This window comes from uncultured Microbulbifer sp. (assembly GCF_913055755.1).
Lineage (GTDB): Bacteria > Pseudomonadota > Gammaproteobacteria > Pseudomonadales > Cellvibrionaceae > Microbulbifer.
Map to the genome: position 1 here is coordinate 1 of NZ_CAJXKH010000036.1, position 17,468 is coordinate 17,468.

Annotated in this window: 12 protein-coding genes; 6 read left to right on the plus strand and 6 right to left on the minus strand. The window is 56.6% G+C overall.

Translation table 11 applies throughout. The annotated features are described in order from the left end of the window. On the plus strand, positions 1 to 1,423 hold a 1,423-nt coding region (locus QZ511_RS08105; protein ID WP_295801479.1), incomplete at its 5' end, for a VWD domain-containing protein. Positions 1,424 to 1,519: 96 nt separating this feature from the next. Next, positions 1,520 to 2,200, plus strand: a complete 681-nt coding sequence (locus tag QZ511_RS08110) for a zinc metallopeptidase (RefSeq protein ID WP_295801481.1) — start codon at positions 1,520 to 1,522, stop codon at positions 2,198 to 2,200. Between the two features lie 303 nt (positions 2,201 to 2,503). Here QZ511_RS08110 and QZ511_RS08115 read toward each other — a convergent pair whose 3' ends face one another. Beyond that, a complete protein-coding gene (locus QZ511_RS08115; protein WP_295801483.1) occupies positions 2,504 to 2,749 on the minus strand; it encodes a YdcH family protein in 246 nt (81 codons plus the stop codon). 288 nt (positions 2,750 to 3,037) lie between these two features. Between QZ511_RS08115 and QZ511_RS08120 the strand changes: the two genes are divergently transcribed. Both QZ511_RS08120 and QZ511_RS08125 read left to right on the plus strand, forming a co-directional pair. Continuing rightward, positions 3,038 to 4,369, plus strand: coding sequence for an erythromycin esterase family protein (locus QZ511_RS08120; RefSeq protein ID WP_295801485.1), 1,332 nt, complete (start codon positions 3,038 to 3,040; stop codon positions 4,367 to 4,369). Positions 4,370 to 4,712: 343 nt separating this feature from the next. Then, positions 4,713 to 5,543, plus strand: coding sequence for an alpha/beta fold hydrolase (locus tag QZ511_RS08125; protein WP_295801487.1), 831 nt, complete (start codon positions 4,713 to 4,715; stop codon positions 5,541 to 5,543). A gap of 30 nt (positions 5,544 to 5,573) precedes the next feature. Here QZ511_RS08125 and QZ511_RS08130 read toward each other — a convergent pair whose 3' ends face one another. Then, the gene (locus tag QZ511_RS08130; protein WP_295801488.1) at positions 5,574 to 9,545 is read right to left on the minus strand and encodes an Ig-like domain-containing protein; all 3,972 of its coding nucleotides are present in this window, start codon (positions 9,543 to 9,545) and stop codon (positions 5,574 to 5,576) included. 511 nt (positions 9,546 to 10,056) lie between these two features. After that, positions 10,057 to 11,910 carry a sodium:proton antiporter gene (locus tag QZ511_RS08135; RefSeq protein ID WP_295801489.1) on the minus strand — a complete coding sequence of 618 codons (1,854 nt, stop codon included), beginning with the start codon at positions 11,908 to 11,910 and terminating at the stop codon, positions 10,057 to 10,059. A gap of 91 nt (positions 11,911 to 12,001) precedes the next feature. On the opposite strand from QZ511_RS08135, the gene QZ511_RS08140 reads away from it, so the two are divergent. Beyond that, the gene (locus QZ511_RS08140; RefSeq protein WP_295801491.1) at positions 12,002 to 12,949 is read left to right on the plus strand and encodes a polysaccharide deacetylase family protein; all 948 of its coding nucleotides are present in this window, start codon (positions 12,002 to 12,004) and stop codon (positions 12,947 to 12,949) included. Positions 12,950 to 13,017: 68 nt separating this feature from the next. Continuing rightward, complete coding sequence (locus QZ511_RS08145) at positions 13,018 to 13,410, plus strand: DUF2750 domain-containing protein (protein WP_295801493.1); 393 nt, start codon at positions 13,018 to 13,020, stop codon at positions 13,408 to 13,410. A 149-nt stretch (positions 13,411 to 13,559) separates the two neighbouring features. Here the strand turns inward: QZ511_RS08145 and QZ511_RS08150 are convergent, their stop codons facing one another. From QZ511_RS08150 to QZ511_RS08160, 3 genes are all read right to left on the minus strand, one after another. Next, positions 13,560 to 15,122 carry a serine hydrolase gene (locus QZ511_RS08150; protein WP_295801496.1) on the minus strand — a complete coding sequence of 521 codons (1,563 nt, stop codon included), beginning with the start codon at positions 15,120 to 15,122 and terminating at the stop codon, positions 13,560 to 13,562. Between the two features lie 162 nt (positions 15,123 to 15,284). Next, positions 15,285 to 16,319, minus strand: coding sequence for a DUF1611 domain-containing protein (locus QZ511_RS08155; RefSeq protein ID WP_295801497.1), 1,035 nt, complete (start codon positions 16,317 to 16,319; stop codon positions 15,285 to 15,287). Next, positions 16,316 to 17,467: a hypothetical protein gene (locus QZ511_RS08160; protein WP_295801499.1), complete on the minus strand. Its 1,152-nt coding sequence runs from the start codon at positions 17,465 to 17,467 to the stop codon at positions 16,316 to 16,318. Before QZ511_RS08160 ends, QZ511_RS08155 begins: the two co-directional genes overlap by 4 nt. Position 17,468: the final 1 nt, after the last annotated feature.

The window sequence follows — 17,468 nt, forward strand, 5'->3', positions numbered from 1 at the left end:
CCGAGACACGTCCGATAACCTAGCCATCATGGTCCGCTTGGAGCCCTACCAGAATTACAACACCATCTCAGTCCTCACCGCGCTAGCCATTCAGACTCCAGCCACACGTATCGGTATTTACCGCGAAGAACCGAACGTTCGGGTCAACGGTGAAGAAATGCTGGAATCCGCGCAGGAACTAACGGATGGGACCCGCATCGAGCGAACGGTGAATACCGTCCGTATTCAAACAGCTCACGGTGACAGCATTGTCGTCGACAATCTGAACCACCGCTGGCTCAATGCCGCCTTGCGCCTGAAGGCAGACCGTGTGGGAAGGCCGCGCGGCCTGTTGGGGAACTATGACGGGGATCGGTCGGATGACCTTATGAGTCGCACCGGGCAGCAAGTCCAATTCGCCACCGCTGACGCAGACGAATTTCGGCAGCAGCTTTACGAGACATGGGGTAACAGTTGGCGCATCACTCAAGACGAAAGTCTCTTCGACTACGACGAGGGACGCACCACAGAGGATTATCAGCTCCGGGATTTTCCCGCCCAAATCAACCAGAGGCGCTTGGTCGAGGCGGTGCCGGACCGCAAGGACGCCGAGCTCGCCTGCGCGAAAGCTGGCATCAAAGAACCTATGCTCCTGCGCGACTGTGTCTACGACATCCTGGTCACTTCCAAATCGGAGTTTGCCATCTCCTATGCGAGCTTCGAGAGTGAGCTGGCGGCCTTGTCCACTTCCCCTGGCAGGGGCAGCTTAACGCCAGACGAGTTAAGTACGGGGCGTATTCTGGGCGGCTTCGCGAATGCAGAGGCGACACTGCATGTCCTGGGCGATGCAGGAATACTCACCGACGGTCCATTGGTTCTGACCTCGGCAGCATCAAAGCAAACGGGGGCAATCTTCATGCGCGAACGTATGCGCATGAGCGGAGGTTTCACTGCATCCTTCAAATTTATCATCGACCTGGCGGGCAGCGTCATGGACGACAATGGTGCAAAAGGCGGCAATAGTTTCGCCTATCTCTTGTCAATGGCTATTCCCAGCCACTTTGAGGGGGCTGGCGCGGGGCTAGCGGAAGGCATTGCCATTGAGTTCGATACGTTTGCCAACGATGAAGACGACAGCGCCATGCGCGTCAGCGTCAATCGGATTGCTCCATCAGTAAGTGTCCCGCCCACCTCCCTGGCGCAGGCAGCTCTCCCCGCTCTGGAAGAGGGAGCCGAGCACCAGGTCAAAATTGACTGGCGGCGTGGACACTTGGCGATCTACGTCGACGATATGAAGACGCCCGTCCTTGACGCCGCCCTCGAATTGACTGACGCTCTCAATGTAAGCCGCGGTGCCTACGTGGGCCTCTCAGCCGCCACCAGCGACCCTAACCAGCAACATCGCCCGACATTCTGGTCCCACTGGTCCTACCCCTCCCCTTAGCAAGGTTGCAGCGACACGCTTAAAACTCTACCAATTGGAGCAGAATAAACTTTTGACACCTAAACCAACTATCCATCTAAGCACGACAGCCCCAAGATGCCCTACCTACTGATCGCCCTGGCCATCGCCGCCCTTATCGCCGGCCCGCAACTATGGGTACGCTTTGTACTGTGGCGCCACTCAAAGGAAATCGGCGATATGCCGGGATCTGGTGCGGAGCTGGCCGAGCACCTGATCGACCGCTACAAGCTCGCGGGGGTAAAGGTAAAAAAGGCCAATGCGGGCGAGAACTACTACTCCCCTGCGGAAAAGGTCGTGGCCCTGAGTCCGGACATCTACCACGGCAAGTCGGTGACCGCGGTGGCTGTGGCCGCACATGAAATCGGCCATGCCATCCAGTTCTGCCGGGAGGAGCCCATTTCAAAATTGCGGGACAGGTATCTGGGGCGGGCGCATCAGATCCAGCGTATCGGTGCCGCCATTCTGGTCTTCGCGCCGATTGTCACCCTGCTGATCAGGTCACCGGTCATCTTCATGGGGATCGGCGTCATTGCGGTCATCACCATGCTCTGTTCCGCGCTTATGTACGTGGCGATACTGCCGGAAGAGTACGATGCGAGCTTCAACAAGGCCCTGCCGATCCTGAAAGAGGGTTACCTTCCTGAGCATCTAATGAACGCAGCTCATAGTGTTCTCAAGGCTGCCGCGCTGACCTACGTTGCCGGAGCCCTGCTGGACGTGCTCCGGCTGTGGCGCTGGATAAGGTTTATCAGATAAGTTTACGTCCGGAAAAATATAGATCCCCCCCTTGGGAATTTAAAATGGGGCAGAAAAAAGAATCTCGAAGGTTCATTCAGGCACCCGGATGCCAATTACCCATCGACCTGTGCTGGTGCATACTATCCAGAACATTATGTCTTACCGCGCTGTCCTTCCGGTTTCGCTGCCGGGCAATGCCAATGCCGCCCCGGTGGCAGGCACGGCTTGCTCAATGACGGTGTCGATGAAATCGAGCTGCCGATTATTCAGGCAAGTAACAAGTAAAAGTCACAATACCCACCCCGGCAGATACGGTTCATATCAGTGCTTGTGACTCCTGGCCTGCTGATACAACTGGTCCTTAAGTTGTGCACGCTGAATTTTAAGCTCTCTGAAATGATCATCATCCGTTGCGATCCCACGCTCTTCCAGGCCCCGAATGGCCTTATCCAGCTTGTGATAATTATCCCGGTCATTCTTGAACTGAATGCTGTCCTGAATCAGGTGGCGAATGCTATCTGCAAGATCGGGAAACTCAGTTTCCAGGGTGCGAGCGGGACTGGTCATCGTTAACCTCTCCTCTTAACTGATATACCCACCTTATTAGTTTAGTGCGGAACAGTCCCTCTGAAACATCCGTCTGATCCACACAGCGATTGGCTCTCCAGGTAACCGCCCCCAACCTCCGGATGCGGTAGACCGTGGACCTCGGAATTGCTCGCCCCCCCGGCGCTACCGCCAATGCGAGAATGCCACCCCTCATCACTGCGCCACTGTCACCCTACAATTTCGTGCAGCTGGCTCCGTACTTTCTGCGAACCCAACAGTCTTGCGCGAGTTGAAAGGGGAACTTATATGGCTGAGTCCCACCCGTCACTAGCTTCTGTTCGCCACCACGCCCAGCCCCTGAACGGCAATTCCGGCGACTACGAAGCGCTACTGGAAAAAGCCGCGACTCGCCAGTTCATCCTCCTGGGTGAGGCTAGTCACGGAACCCATGACTTTTACGCGGCCCGGGCGGAGATTACCCGGCGCATGATCGAGGAACAGGGACTCGATGCGGTGATCGTCGAGGGGGACTGGCCCGACGTCTATCGTATCAACCGGTTTGTGCGAGGACTCGACGGAGGTGCCAGTGCACGCGAAGCACTGGGGGCGTTCGAGCGCTTTCCGCTGTGGATGTGGCGCAACACGGTGATGGAGTCTTTTGTCGACTGGCTGCGTGCCTGGAATACCGATAGACCCGGAGATCAGGAGACCGGCATTTACGGAATGGATCTCTACAGCATGTACCGCTCCGCCGATGCTGTGGTGTCCTATCTCAACAAGGTCGACCCGGAGGCCGCGGAACGCGCGCGCAACCGCTATGCCTGCATGGATCACCACGGCGACCCGCAACGCTATGGCTATTCCGCAGCCATGGGTATCAGTGAGTCCTGCCAGCAGAAGGCGGTGGAGCAGGTATTGGAGATGATGCGGGCGCGCAGTCATTGGTTGCAACAGGGCGGCCTACTGGCCGAAGACGAGCAGTTCTATGCGGAGCGCAATGCGCACGTTGTGCAGCATGCGGAAGCCTATTACCGCGGTATGTTTTCAATGCGCGTGAACACCTGGAACCTGCGTGACGAACACATGGTGGACACTCTGCTGGCGCTGCGGCGGCACATCGAGCGGCAGCGCGGACGGCCGGCGCGCATCGCGGTCTGGGCGCACAACTCGCACTTGGGTGACGCGCGAGCCACGGAAGCGGTGCGACGCGGGGAACTCAATGTCGGCCAGCTGGTGCGTGAGAAAACCGCAGGCGAGACCTTATTGGTAGGATTCACTACCTACACCGGGCACGTGACGGCAGCACAAGAATGGGGCGATCTCGCCGACCATCGCTGGGTGCGGCCGGCACTGGAGGGCAGTGTTGAGGCGCTGTTCCACCAGAGCGGGCTCAGCCGCTTTTACCTCGACATGAGCCGGTTGCAGGGCGATGCCCTGCGCGAGCCATTGCTGGAGCGGGCCATCGGCGTCATCTATCGGCCGGAGACCGAGCGCCAAAGCCACTACTTCGACGTGGATATCCGCGACCAGTTCGATGTGGTTTTTCACCTGGATGAGACTACCGCGCTTGAGCCCCTGGATTTCACCGAGGGCTGGGACGAACAGGAGCCGCCGGAGACCTGGCCGTTCGGTATATAAACTACCCCAGGAGCCCTGCTGGACGTACCCCGGCTTTGGCGCTGGATAAGGCTCTTTGGATAAGTGAATAAATGGACTCGGACCAACATTTTGGCGCCCAAATACACAAAATGGACATACGAAAAATGTGATTAGACCTCATTTGTTGATTCTGCCACCAAGATCAGGACAATAAATGGGGTAAAGTAAAGTCTTGATATTGAATAACCAATTACCAATCTTCTCCAGAATTTTGATCTTTCCCATTCTTATTTTTGCCCCATTTATCCGGCAGTCGATGCTTTACTGGAATTCCTGAATGCCGGGGAGACAGCCCAACCATTCACCTCACTGGAGGTATACCATGAACGGTAACGTCTTAAAATATACCAAAGTATTTTTAACCTCTGTCATCGGGATTTACGCCGTTATCTGCGCACTGTTTTATTTCAATCAGGAAAAACTGATTTTCCATCCCGTCAAACTGGATTCCAGCTACAAATTCAAATTTACCCATCCGTTCGAAGAGATCAATTTAACCACCGCGGACGGGGTGAATTTAAATGCGCTTTTATTCAAGAGCGACGATCCAAAAGGTGTTGTTTATTATTTGCACGGCAACGGAGGCTGCCTGAAAGGCTGGGGGCTGAATGCGGGTAAATTCCTCGAGAATCAGTACGACGTGTTCATGCTTGATTACCGGGGCTATGGCAAGAGCGGTGACTCCATTTCTAGCGAATCCCAATTCTTTGACGATGCCGAACTTGCCTATCAGGAACTCAAAAAGCGCTATGGAGAGAAACACATCATCGTATTGGGATACTCCATTGGCACCGCCGCAGCTTCCAAGATTGCAGCCGAGAACAACCCGAAGAATCTGATACTCAAAGCCCCCTATGTCAACATTAGGGATTTAGCGTCCAACAATTCTTTATTCAAATTTGTAACCTATCTACCGCCGCAGCTTTTAAAATACAAATTCAAAAATGATCTGTATCTGCCACAGGTAAAAGCTCCGGTAATCCTCTTCCACGGAGCAGACGACAAACTCATCTACCCCGGGTCCTCCGAGAAATTAATTACATTGTTAAAACCAACGGATCAGTTGTTCATTCTTCCCGGCGTCAGACACAACAATATATCGAGGGATGCAACTTATCGGCAGGAAATAAAATCAATCTTATCTTCAGGCTAAAATAGAAGCGAAGTCTCTGGCTCTCGCGGCTCATGATGCAGAATACGATCCCTGCGATAACTTCAACCCGAGCCGCCGTAGCCCAGACAAAAGTAGTAACAAGACAAGCCCCAAACTTCCACCGGCGCTTTTACTGCTACTGCTCGCATTGTTTTCAATAGTACTTTCATTGCCAGCTCCACCACCGGAAACTATGCCGCTACCGCCATCACTGCCACCGGAATCTGTTTCCTGGACGCCATCATCGTCATTGATAAATATGGTGACCTTGCCCGAATTGGCAACGGTGTCTTCCGGGGAACCCGGCATTACTCGAATTTCTACCGCCTTGGTTTTTTCTTCCCGGTCATCGTTTTTAATCTCCACCCGCACTGTGGCACTGCTCTCCCCCAGAGTGAACTCCGCGGTCGTCTGGGTAAAACCGTAGTCATCGAACCAGGCCGTCTCCCACTCCTCCTCGCCAGTCTGGCGCTCGGCACCGGATGCCTCGAGAAAAACAGCGCTGGAACGGGATGCGAGATCTCCGGAGCGGTGCAGGGTCAGGTCGATATAGCCCACGCCCTCATCAACCTGGTATTCCGCCTGCTCCCAGCTGTACTCGAATGTCCCGTTACTCTCGGCCGCAAGCAGCCATTGCTGGTTGATTAGGTGGCCGGTAAATTCGCCCGGCATCAGATCAGAGGCATAGAAGTAGAGAGGCCAACCGTCCAGCGTGAGTTGCAGGCTGCCATCGTTCCGCTCCAGCACGCCGAATTCCCTGTCCTGCGGCAAGCGATCGAGTTCGTCGAGATCGTGCACGGTTGCCGGCGGCCAGAACTGGGCGCAGGTTTTGTCGCACTCGCTGTACTGATGCGGCTGATCCGCGGTAAACCGGTACAGACTGTGGCCTTCCCGGCCCGATGATTCGCCGCCGACCAGGCGGCTGCCATGGCTACTGTCATCCATAAATCGAATGGGGTAGCCATAGCAGGTATCGCCCCGGCCATCGCCATCGGTGTCCCGCTGGTCCGCGTTGGCCTGGTAGGGACAGTTATCCAGTTCGTTGAGTATGCCATCGCGGTCCGCATCGGGCTCAAGATGTGCCAGGTCCGAGGAGCGGATGCCGCTCAGGTGAATGTGCTCGCTAACCGGTAACATAAGTCCGTGGTCACTCACATGTGCAAAATCATTCCAGACGGCAAAGGCACCGCTACCCTGCCCCGGGAGGCGGACCGCTTCCATTTTCTGGATTTCCGCCTCGGGAATTTTGACCTCCAGGATAAAATCCCTCGCCCCTTCGGGAACATAATTCTCGAAGTTTCCCAGGGTGGAATCCGTAACACTCCGGTTACCGACCCAGGTTGTCATCATGCTGTAGTGATTCTGGTAGACATCGCTGAGAGTCACGTGGAGGAGCAGCTTGAAAAAGCCCCCGGGGGGGATCACCACGCTATCCCCCTGTACCAGGTTAAGAATCTCCACATTGGGGGTCCCCACCGGGTATGCAGTGCGCCTTTCCGGGGCGAGAGCGGGCACTTCAAAGCGATGGAAGCCGTAGTTAGCACGCCCTGCTGCATCGTTAAAGAAAAATACTACCTTGGCCGGGTAGGCTTCTGCCCGCTGAAAGTTGATCAGGTTGACCGTACCAAATATCCCCCCGGGTGATTCGGCAAATGGCGGTTCAAACCGCGCCCAGCGGAACCTGCCGAGAACACTGCCCCCCAGGTGCGGAATCACCTGTGCTGGTGCAGCCGTGTCCTGCCTGTGATCAATGTCTATTTCCCCGAAATCGTCGAGTACCCGGATGGCGCCACCAAATGTCTGCAAATCCGCGCCCGGTACAGATTGCATTGGCGACGGTCCAATCAGCCTCTGGTCAAAATGCATTTCGGGCAGGTTGAAGTCGCCGTTTGGCGCGGGATTATTGTTACGGGTTACGACTTTTACCTGCCCTACATCAAAGTCTGCCTGGTACAGATCTCCCGGGCGATTCATCGGGTGTACGTGAACACTCAGCAGGTTTTCTCCATCGAAAAATTCAGTGGTGTCGAGCGTGAAATGCCGCACCCATGGATCTGCGTCCACCATATGACCGTGCTCGTCCAGGTGGAGGACACGGAAATTTTTGTAAAACTGGGCATGTTGCCCCTGGTGGTTTTTGATCGTGACCGTGCCGCTAATCGCTCCGACGACTTCGTCACCGGGAGAGACCGGAACACCATTCTGGTCAAAAATTTCGATTTCGATATCCTGGTTCACGACTTTCACATCGAAAGAAACCTCGGCCAGCATCCCATCGGTATGGGCTCTGATGATGACCGTATCCTCCCCGGGAAAGTCGAACGAAGTAATCGTGAGCTGGTCTCCTGCCTGTGTGCTCTCCACCAGACCGCCACCGCTTGCGTTCTCGACGACGTAGGTAAGCGCTTCGCCTGTGGGATGGGAAAACACCGTCGAGAGGTCCACGGTGAAGCTTTCGCCTTGCCCTATCACCCGATCCTCCGGCTGCGAAAGTACTTCAGGCGCGAATGCCTGCTCGCCCGCCCGGTGACTGATCCGATACGCCTTGACCGTACCCTGCGCGATATAGAGCACCCCGTTGGCAACGGAAATGCCTTCAGCGCCACTTTCAATGGTATGCAAGGGTTCCAGGGTAAAACGGTCGAGAATAAAGGTCTGACTTTTGCTGGAAACAATGACGCTGTCGCTGGTCAGTACCGGCTGCGCTTCCTGGAGATCACGGGGCGCCTGAAAGCGCTGTAAAATTGTACCCGTCCCGACATCGGCCAGTATCAATTCACGACCACTAACCACATACAGAAGGCCATCCCCCAGGGCAGGTGCCACTTCGCCGCCAAATGTTGCCACCCAGGCGGTCGTAAAATCCTCTAAATCAATCGCCTTGATCTGGGCACGGCTTCTAACCAGGGCAATGCCCTGATCGATTACGATGCTGGAAACCCGAAAGCCGTTGTCACCGCTCAGCCTGCGTAATAGACGCGAGGTTGCCGGGTTGTGCTCATCAAAGCAGCCACTATCGACAGAGTATATTTTCTCGGAAAAATATGCCGGAATGGCAGGATAGTCGCTGTCACTATCACACTCCCTGAAAATCTGGCTTCGCAGTCCTCCGGTACTGGTATCGAGACCAAAAACAGACGAGGGGAAGTGATTGGTCACCCACACCCTCCCGCCACCCACGATATGGGGACTTAAATAGCCGGCGAGGTCTCGCTGAACAAGATAGAACCAGTGCTCGCTTCCAGAGGCAGTGTCAAAAGCGGACATCCAGCCACCGCTTTCGGTTTTCTGCAGGGAAACAAAAAGTTTCCCTTCTCCAACTGCCATGGCCCCAACAAAGCTCCCCATGGGAAAACCATAAGACCAGAGCCGGCGGCCATCTTGGGCCGACAGGGACGCCATGCCATAATTCCAGTTCCGGCGGGATCCGGTTACAAGGCTTTCATCCTTCCGTACCAGGAATAGCTGGCCGTCTTCCACCAACGGCCGACTGTAATAGCGCGCCCCCTCGCCATCATCCACCTGCCAAAGAAACTCCGGGGCCTGATTCCACAGAAATCCCGGCTGATAGGCGCTATTGGCGGCAGTATTTCCCAGCATCGGCCAGCTCCCGGGGATAGATCTCGCCGACTCGGCAGCCGGTGTTACGTGGTAAACAACCAGTCCCTGGTGTGACAACGACTCGCTATCCTCGACGGTATAGACCACCCGATCATTGCCGATAAATCCCTCATCGGGCTCATAGCTGAAAGAGCCATCGCTATTCCACGAAAGGTTGCCGTGCGCCGGATTTTGCACAATCCCGCTCACTTGCAGTGCGCCGCCCTCAGGGTCAGTATCATTTGCGAGCCAGCCGGCGATGGCGCCAGCCTGGTAGACCTCACCGGCTTGCATGCGATACAAGTCAAACTTTGCCTCGGGAGCAGCAGTCCAGGCTAGGCTGGACAGAAAAGGAAACATCAGAAAAGACAGGCGGAAAACAGCAAAAAAGATTTTGTGCATTATTTTTTCCTTTGCTCCCGGCTGAGACGCAAATCTCGCCCGCCGCCCATCGGAACTCTCTTTCCGAAAAGGAGCTGCTGTTTGACCCGAACACGGGTGATTCCTGCGAATATACCGAATTAGTGGCGCCAGGACAGAGCATTGAGAGCAAAATAGATTATTTTGCCGCCAAATAATCTCGGGAAATGGTGGAATTCAAAGTGACCGGAGTCGATTGAGGGGCAGCAACCGCTCCCCCTTTTCAATCCGGCAGGACGGGATCAGTAGTGCAGCACTTCTTCGTCTTCGAGTGACTCCAAGGATAGAGATAACCTTCCACCTGCTTTAACGCGTTTTTTTTTCACCGTCTGATTCGGAAGCCGCTGTCTTGGGCTTCTTGCCCTCTTCATACACCTTGATCCGCAGGCGCAGGTTGTTGGCGTACAGGGCGGAGATAGCCAGGTGGCCGGTTTCGGCAAAGGCGATGGCAATGATGTGGCCACCGCTGTTGCGGTGGTCGATCAGCGCCGCCCTAGCCCATCGCAGCGTCGCCGTCGGCCACTGGCACGGCGGCGGACCTTTCCGCTCCCTCCTCCGGCGCAATCAGGCTGACAATCTGCCAGTCCGGCTTGAGCTCCAGTTCGTGTGAGACCGTATAAATATGGATTTTGCCCTGTGGGTCGACCGCATAAAGACGTGTGGCGCGGCTGCCGTAGGTTTCCCTGTAATCTTCAATGGTGAAGGCATCCGTGAGGCGCGTGGTGCGGATGGTTGCCCCTTTCGCTGCCAGGCTGGCAAGCCGACTGTAAGTGGCGTTCTCTGAGAAGAGTTCCTGTTTTTTTGCATATTCTTCCGACACCCGGTGACTCGCCCGCTCCTCCTGTGTGCCCTGACTCAGCCCGAGTACCGAGCCATCCCCCAGCAGGTGCTCGAAATGATAGGTCACCAGCGGGTTGAGTTGCTTGTATGGCGACAGGACCAGCACCTTGCCAACGGTGGACAGGTCCATGGTCAGGCTGGCATGTTCCGAGATCGGGTTGCCGTAGTAGGTGGGAATATTTTCCATACGCGCCTCGCGGATGGCGTCCCAATTGGTATCCGCAACAATGACAGGTACTTCCTTTTCCATCAGGTCTTTCGCCAGCATGCGCGCAAACTTGCCGCCGCCGAACAGCAGGTAACCATTCGGGTAGGGTGCGCGCACGTCCAGCAGCTTGGCGATGGGCTTGGAGGTGAGGCTCTGCAGGACCACGGTAGCGATAATCACCAGAAACACCATCGGTACCAGTAGCTCGGATCTCGGCAGCCCGAAGGTTTCCAGCTTGAGCGCGAACAGGGCAGACACCGCCGCCGCAACGATGCCGCGGGGCGCGATCCAGCTCAGCATCGCCAGCTCGCGCCAGTTCAGTCCGGACCCGGGTGACGACAGGAATACCGATAGCGGCCGCGCAATAAACATGATCGCCCCCAGTACCAGCAGCGCACCCCACCCTAGTTGCGCGAGCGTGAAAAATTCCACCCGCGCGGCCAGCAGGATGAACAGTGCGGAAATCAGCAGGACGCTGAGGGTTTCCTTGAACTCGAGTATATCGTCGACATCCAGGCCTTTCATATTCGCCATCCAGATTCCCATCACGGTTACCGTGAGCAGGCCGGATTCGTGGGACATCAGGTCGGAGGCGGCATAGGCGCCGAGCATCAGGGTCAGTACAGCGGTGTTGCGCAGGTAGTGCGGCACCCAGTTGTTCCTGAGCAGGGTGCCGAGGAAATACCCCATCAGAGAACCCAGACCGAAGCCAATCGCAACCACCTTGAGCAAAATGACCAGCGTGTGCTCAAGCGCACTTTGTGAAGCCACCACGTACTCGTACACCAGCACCGCAAGCAGCGCGCCGATAGGGTCGATAACAATGCCCTCCCAGCGCAGGATGTTGGAGATGCGGGTATTCGGGCGCACCGAACGCAACATCGGCACGATAACGGTGGGCCCGGTCACCGTGACAATGGCGCCAAAAAGCGCGGCCAGTTGCATGGGCATACCCAGCACAAAGTGCGCAGTTGGCGTTGCGATCAACCAGGTCACCAGGGCGCCCAGCGTACACAAATTGCGCACCATGGTGCCGTGGCCGGCGAGATCGGACAGCTTCAGGGTCAGCGCGCCCTCAAACAGGATGATCGCCACTGCCAGTGAAACGAGGGGAAACAGCAGGTCGCCGAACAGGGTATCGGGGTCCAGTACCCCGGTAATGGGCCCGAGGACGAGCCCCGCCAGCAGCAGGGGCAGGATCGCCGGTAGCTTGAGCATAAAGGCCAGGTACTGACACGCAATCGAGACGATTCCCACCATCACCAGCATAGCCATTGGGTTCGAGAGAATATGTTCCATAATGCGGATTCGCCGATTGCGATATAACTGTGAGCGCGAGATTATAACTTAGTGAATCGCCCCTGAAATTCAATGCCCCGGACCCGATACCATGCGCTACCTGTTCGCCGCCCTTCTCCTGCTTGTCACTGCCCTGTCACAGGGGAAGGAAGTGGCCTTCACGTTTGACGATGCGCCGAGAAAGGCCACCGGCTATTTCGATGGCCCCACCCGTGCGAAAACACTGCTGCAAGTACTGGAAACACACGAGATCCCGCAGGTCGCCTTTTTCGCAAATACCAGCAATCTTACCGGTGAGAGGCTCGAGCGGTTACGGCGCTATGGCGATGCTGGTCACATTATCGCCAACCACAGTCATACACACCCGAACTTCAACACGCAGGAATTGCAGGCTTATATCGACGATGTGAATGAAGCCGACCAGATTCTGCGCGACTTTCCCACCTTTAAACCCTGGTTTCGCTTCCCCTTTCTGCGTGAGGGCAACACTGCAGCCAAGCGCAATGGAATGCGAAAATTTCTGGATGAGCACGGCTACATCAATGCCTACATCACCCTCAATAACTACGACTGGTATATCGAGTCCCTGTTCCAGGAGGCGGTTGCCGAGGGCAAAAGGGTGGACCTGGACAGGCTGCGCCGCTTCTACCTCGATGTGATGATTGCGGGTATCGAGTATTACGACCAAATGGCCATCCAGCATATCGGCCGCTCCCCCAAACATATACTACTGATGCACGAAATGGACATCAGCGCGCTGTTTGTGGGTGATCTTGCGGATGCCCTCAGGAACAGGGGCTGGTCGATTATCTCACCGGAGGAGGCCTATACCGACGACATCGCCAGTTACCGCACGCCCAGTGTACTGAAATACAACGCCGGCAGAATCGGCGAAATCGCCTACGACAAGGGCCAGAAAACAGACCTTTGGCACGAAACCCTCAATGAAGGTTACCTGCGCGCGCGCTTTACCGCCGAGGTACTGACGCCAGAAACAGCCCCTGCGGGTTCGCGCGTAAAAACGCCCCGTGCCGAATAGAATGCACTTCTGTCTGGCAGTAGCGTATTCTTGCAGCGAAATACCAGAATCCATGAGAGACCTAGGCGATGAGTAATGATGACCTGAATGCAATCCTCGAACTGGACTGTGAAGCCCGCTATGAATACTTCCTGGAAATGGCAGGCGAAGAGCGGGAAGTCTGGATTCTGATCAACAGCGACGAGCACTTTCTGAAGCTGCACTCGGAGGAACAGGGCGGACTGGAGTATTTGCCGCTGTGGCCCACCATCGAGTTCGCCGAAGCCTATGCCGCATCCGAAAGCGACCTCCAACCCAAAAGCATTCCCCTGCCCCAGTTCCTGAACCGCTGGCTGCCGGGCCTGAAAAAAGACGGGATCGAAGTGGGGGTATTTCCCGGCGCCGACGACAGCGTCTGGATCACCGAACCCGCTGACCTGGAGCAGGACCTGCGGGACGAACTGTCCCGCTCTGGGCCTTAAGCGCAGAACAGGACAAGCAAGTACAGTAAAAGAGGACCTGGTTTCCCCACCAACCACGGTGATGGCTACTTCCGGGTAGTGGACTGCCCGGACTCCACAATCAAGGCCAGACAATTCCCCAGTCACAGCAGCTGCCCCAGAGGAAAGGGTTACTCAACTTCTTCCAGTACCGCGACCCGTATCAGCTCGAGGTCGTGAAAATCAAAGGAAAAGTCTGTGGCGGGAGACACCGCTTTCATGCGAATGCGCTCCACCCCACCTTCCGGATCCAGGGTAAAAGAGACATAGGCATCGGCATTGAGGCTGCGCTCTTCCCAGCGGGCAATAAAGGTATTGAACTGGAAGTGTTCCAGTGGGCCGCTCAGCAGCTTGCTGCGGCCGGACTGGAACCACAGCTGCCCGTCTTCGTTTTTGCTGACCTTGATATCACCATACCAGGGGTCGCGGTAAGTGCCCACATACGCCTCCAGTGGCAGGCTGGGTGAGCTTTCCTCGACCTTGGCGGCTTCCGCTTCGGCCACGGCGTTGGCCGCATTTTCCCGCTTGCTATTGACCAGCTTGTCGAGGATGGCAATCCAGTCCTTGCCGCTTTCCTGCGCCGTACCGGTGAGGAACTGATCCAGTACATCATTGACCACCGCCAGCGGCGCCGCCGACATGGCATTGTTACTGGCAAATACCGCCAGCCCCTGCTCCGGCATCAGGGCTATATAACTCGTCATGCCCCACAGGCCGCCACTGTGGGCGTAAATAGGCTGCCCGTAAAACGTCGACACATTCCAGCCCTGGGCATAGGCACTCAGGAAAGCGCCAGCGTGCTCTGTCATATAGCCGCGCGGGGTATTGAGTGTGGCGGGTTTGAACAACTCTGCAACCCGATCCTGACTCAACAGCTGCTTGCCATTGCTGGCAACGCCGTTATTCAGCAGAAAGTTCATCCATTTCGCCATGCTGCGGGCACTGCAATTGACCCCTCCAGTGGCTGCAGTCAGGTTGCTTTCCAGCGACAGTGTGGTTTCGTATTTGCCTTCGCGATACAGGTGCGGGGTTGCCTTGTGCGCACGCCGGGCGGTGCGGGAGAGTGCGGCCCGGCAGTCCTTCATCCCCAGCGGAAACAGCAGTCGCCGCTCGACAAAGTCCTCGAACTCCATGCCCGACACCCGGCTGACAACCTCACCGGCGACGATATACAGCAGGTTGTCATAATCGAATTCCGAGCGGAAACTGGAGCTGGGTTTCAGGTAACGCATTGCATGTACAACTTCTTCCCGGGATGTTTCCGCCTGCGGGAAAATCAGCAGGTCTCCGGCACCCAGCGGCAGGCCGCTGCGGTGGGTAACCATATCGCGGACGGTAAATTCCCGGGTCACCCAGGGATCGTACATGCGGAATTCCGGCAGGTGATCGATGACCGGGTCGTCCCACTCCAGCTTGCCATCGTCCACCAGTAGTGCCAGCGCGGCGTTGGTAAAGGCCTTACTGAGGGAGGCGATCTGGAACAGTGTCTGGTCGGTAATTTCAGCGTGCTTGCCAACCTCTGCAATCCCGTGCCCTTCGGAGTAATACACCTTGCCATCGTAGACAACGGAAACCGCCATACCCGGCGCGTGGAAAGTCTCCATGGCCCTGGCCACGGTGCGGTCAATGGCCTGCGGAGAGGGCGTGGTAGCGAAGACCGCAGGGGCCGCAACACTGAGGATCAGACCGGCCAACAGCCCACTACAGCGACGGGCGGAAGAACATAGAGACGGGGATGATGATGGCATAGGTTGCTCCACGAGCGCGGCCACTACAGCACCGGCGCAAGATTATTGTTGTACTTGGTTTTATAGCTATCCAGATTTTATTGCTATCGGGCCGTCACGCCGCCTTGTCTACTCTACCGGTTCCGGTATGGAATCGTTGACCAGGCACTCGATGATGTCATCCACGCCCTCGATCAGTGGATCGACACAGGGCAGCCCAAGTTGCCGCTCCAGGTTCTGCAAATAAGTCGCCCGCGTATCGGGAGCAAGTGCGGAAGTGTTTACGCTGACACCGACACAGCGAATCGCAGGGTTGGTCAGTCGCCCCACCGCAACGGTACGCAGGATGATTTCCGCAATCTTCACCAGGGGTATCTCCGGCCACCCGGCAATATGCGTGCGCCCGGCTTCGTGGCAGACCACAAAGGCGTCCGGCTGCGAGCCCATCAGCAAACCCACACTGACTGCACCATACGCCGGGTGAATGATGGCCCCCTGCCCTTCGATGATATCCCAGTGCTCCGGACTGTTATCGGGAGAAAGCAGCTCCGCAGCCCCGGACAGAAAATCCGATACCACGGAATCCATGGGGATCCCCTGCCCGGAAATCATGATGCCGGTCTGGCCGCTAGCCCTGAAGTCCGCGTCCATGCCCGCGTTTTTCAATGCCGCGTGCAATGCCAGGGCGGTGTATTTCTTGCCTACGGCGCAGTCTGTACCCACGGTAAGCAGGCGCTTGCCACTGCGTTTTTTGCCGCTGGCCACCGGCAACCCCGCTGGCGGCACCCGCACGTCCACCAGTCTCGCTCCCGACTTCTGCGCTGCCGCTGCCAGGCGCGGGTTGTCCTGCAGCCGCCCGTGGGCACCGGAAACAATATCCAGCCCCGCTTCGGCGGCCTCGATCAGCGTATCCAACCAGCTCTCGGGAATCACACCACCCACCGTTGCAGTACCGATGATCAGAGAACCAACGTTTGCGGCTATCGCCTGTTCAACGTTCATGTCAGGCAGGCCAAGAGCCAGCCCCGGTTTCACCAGGCTGAGTTGACCCGCACACGCATCCGGGCGCCACTGCGCCAGGCCGGCCCCGGTTTTGGCATAGGTCAGCTCGGTGACATCCCCGAGAAAAATCAGATACGGCGGCTTCAATGTTATGACGTTCACGATTGACCACTCTCCTGCAACTCGAGGGACTGAACTTGATCGGGTTCGCTCGGTTTACTGCGAGCGCCACCGGAACTGTGAATAATTTTCCAGACTCCCAGGGTCAGTAACGGGAAAATAAAAATGGTTAGAAAGACCAGGGTCAGGGCGCTGTAGCCCCGGGCAATCAGGTCGACGATGCCGAACTGCTCCGCGGCAAAAATCGAGATACTCAGCAGGATCAGGGCAACCAGAGCACGCTGATATGCCGGCATCTCCCGATGCTCATCCCGCCGCAGGCCCGCCAGGCGCTCATTAACTGCATGTAACAAGGCGGTACCGGTTTCGATAAAGGTCCCGAAGACCACCACCTGAAAGGTCAGCTCCAACCATCCGGAACCGAACCTTGACATCAACAGACTGGCCGGCACCGGCTCGTCGCCAATTTCCGGGTATGCCGACATCATCGCGACAAAAAAGCTCATCGCCGGCAGCACGGCAACCAAACCCGCGATTAGCCCGGCACCGATGGCCTGGCGACGGCGATTTAGACCGGATATCACAAACAAAACCGCTGGCAGCACTGCCAGATTGTAACCACTGTACAGCACGCCGCTCTGCAGCCAGCCACTGCCGCTGTCGGCTTCACTGTAAGTCTGGAAAATATTGTCGCCAAAACTGTGGAAGGCGAGGACAATCATCAGGCCGTAAACCAGGTACAGAAGAAAAGACCAGCCCGCGAGTACCCGCTTGATGGCTTCGGATCCGGAGAAGACCAGTACCGCAATCATCGCCATCAGCAACAGGGTACCTACGAGGGAGGGAATGGCAAATGACTCCTGGGCGATCTGCCCCGCCGCAGAGCCTATTACGGATAGCACCAGCAGCAACTGGATACAGAACGCCAGCTCAAAGATTCCCCAGCCCCGGCCCAGCAGCTTCTGGCAGAAGTGGCGATAGTCATAAGCACCGAAGACCCGGGCAAACTCAAATCCCACCGCCAGTACCACGCCGAACACAACGCCCGCAGTGGCCAGCCCCAGCAGGCCACCGATCGGTCCACTGGCAAAGAAAAATTCGATCAGCTCGCGGCCGGTGGCATAACCGCCGCCGATCACTACCGACTGGAAAATCAGTCCCGGCAGCAGATAATTCCGGTACCAGTTCATC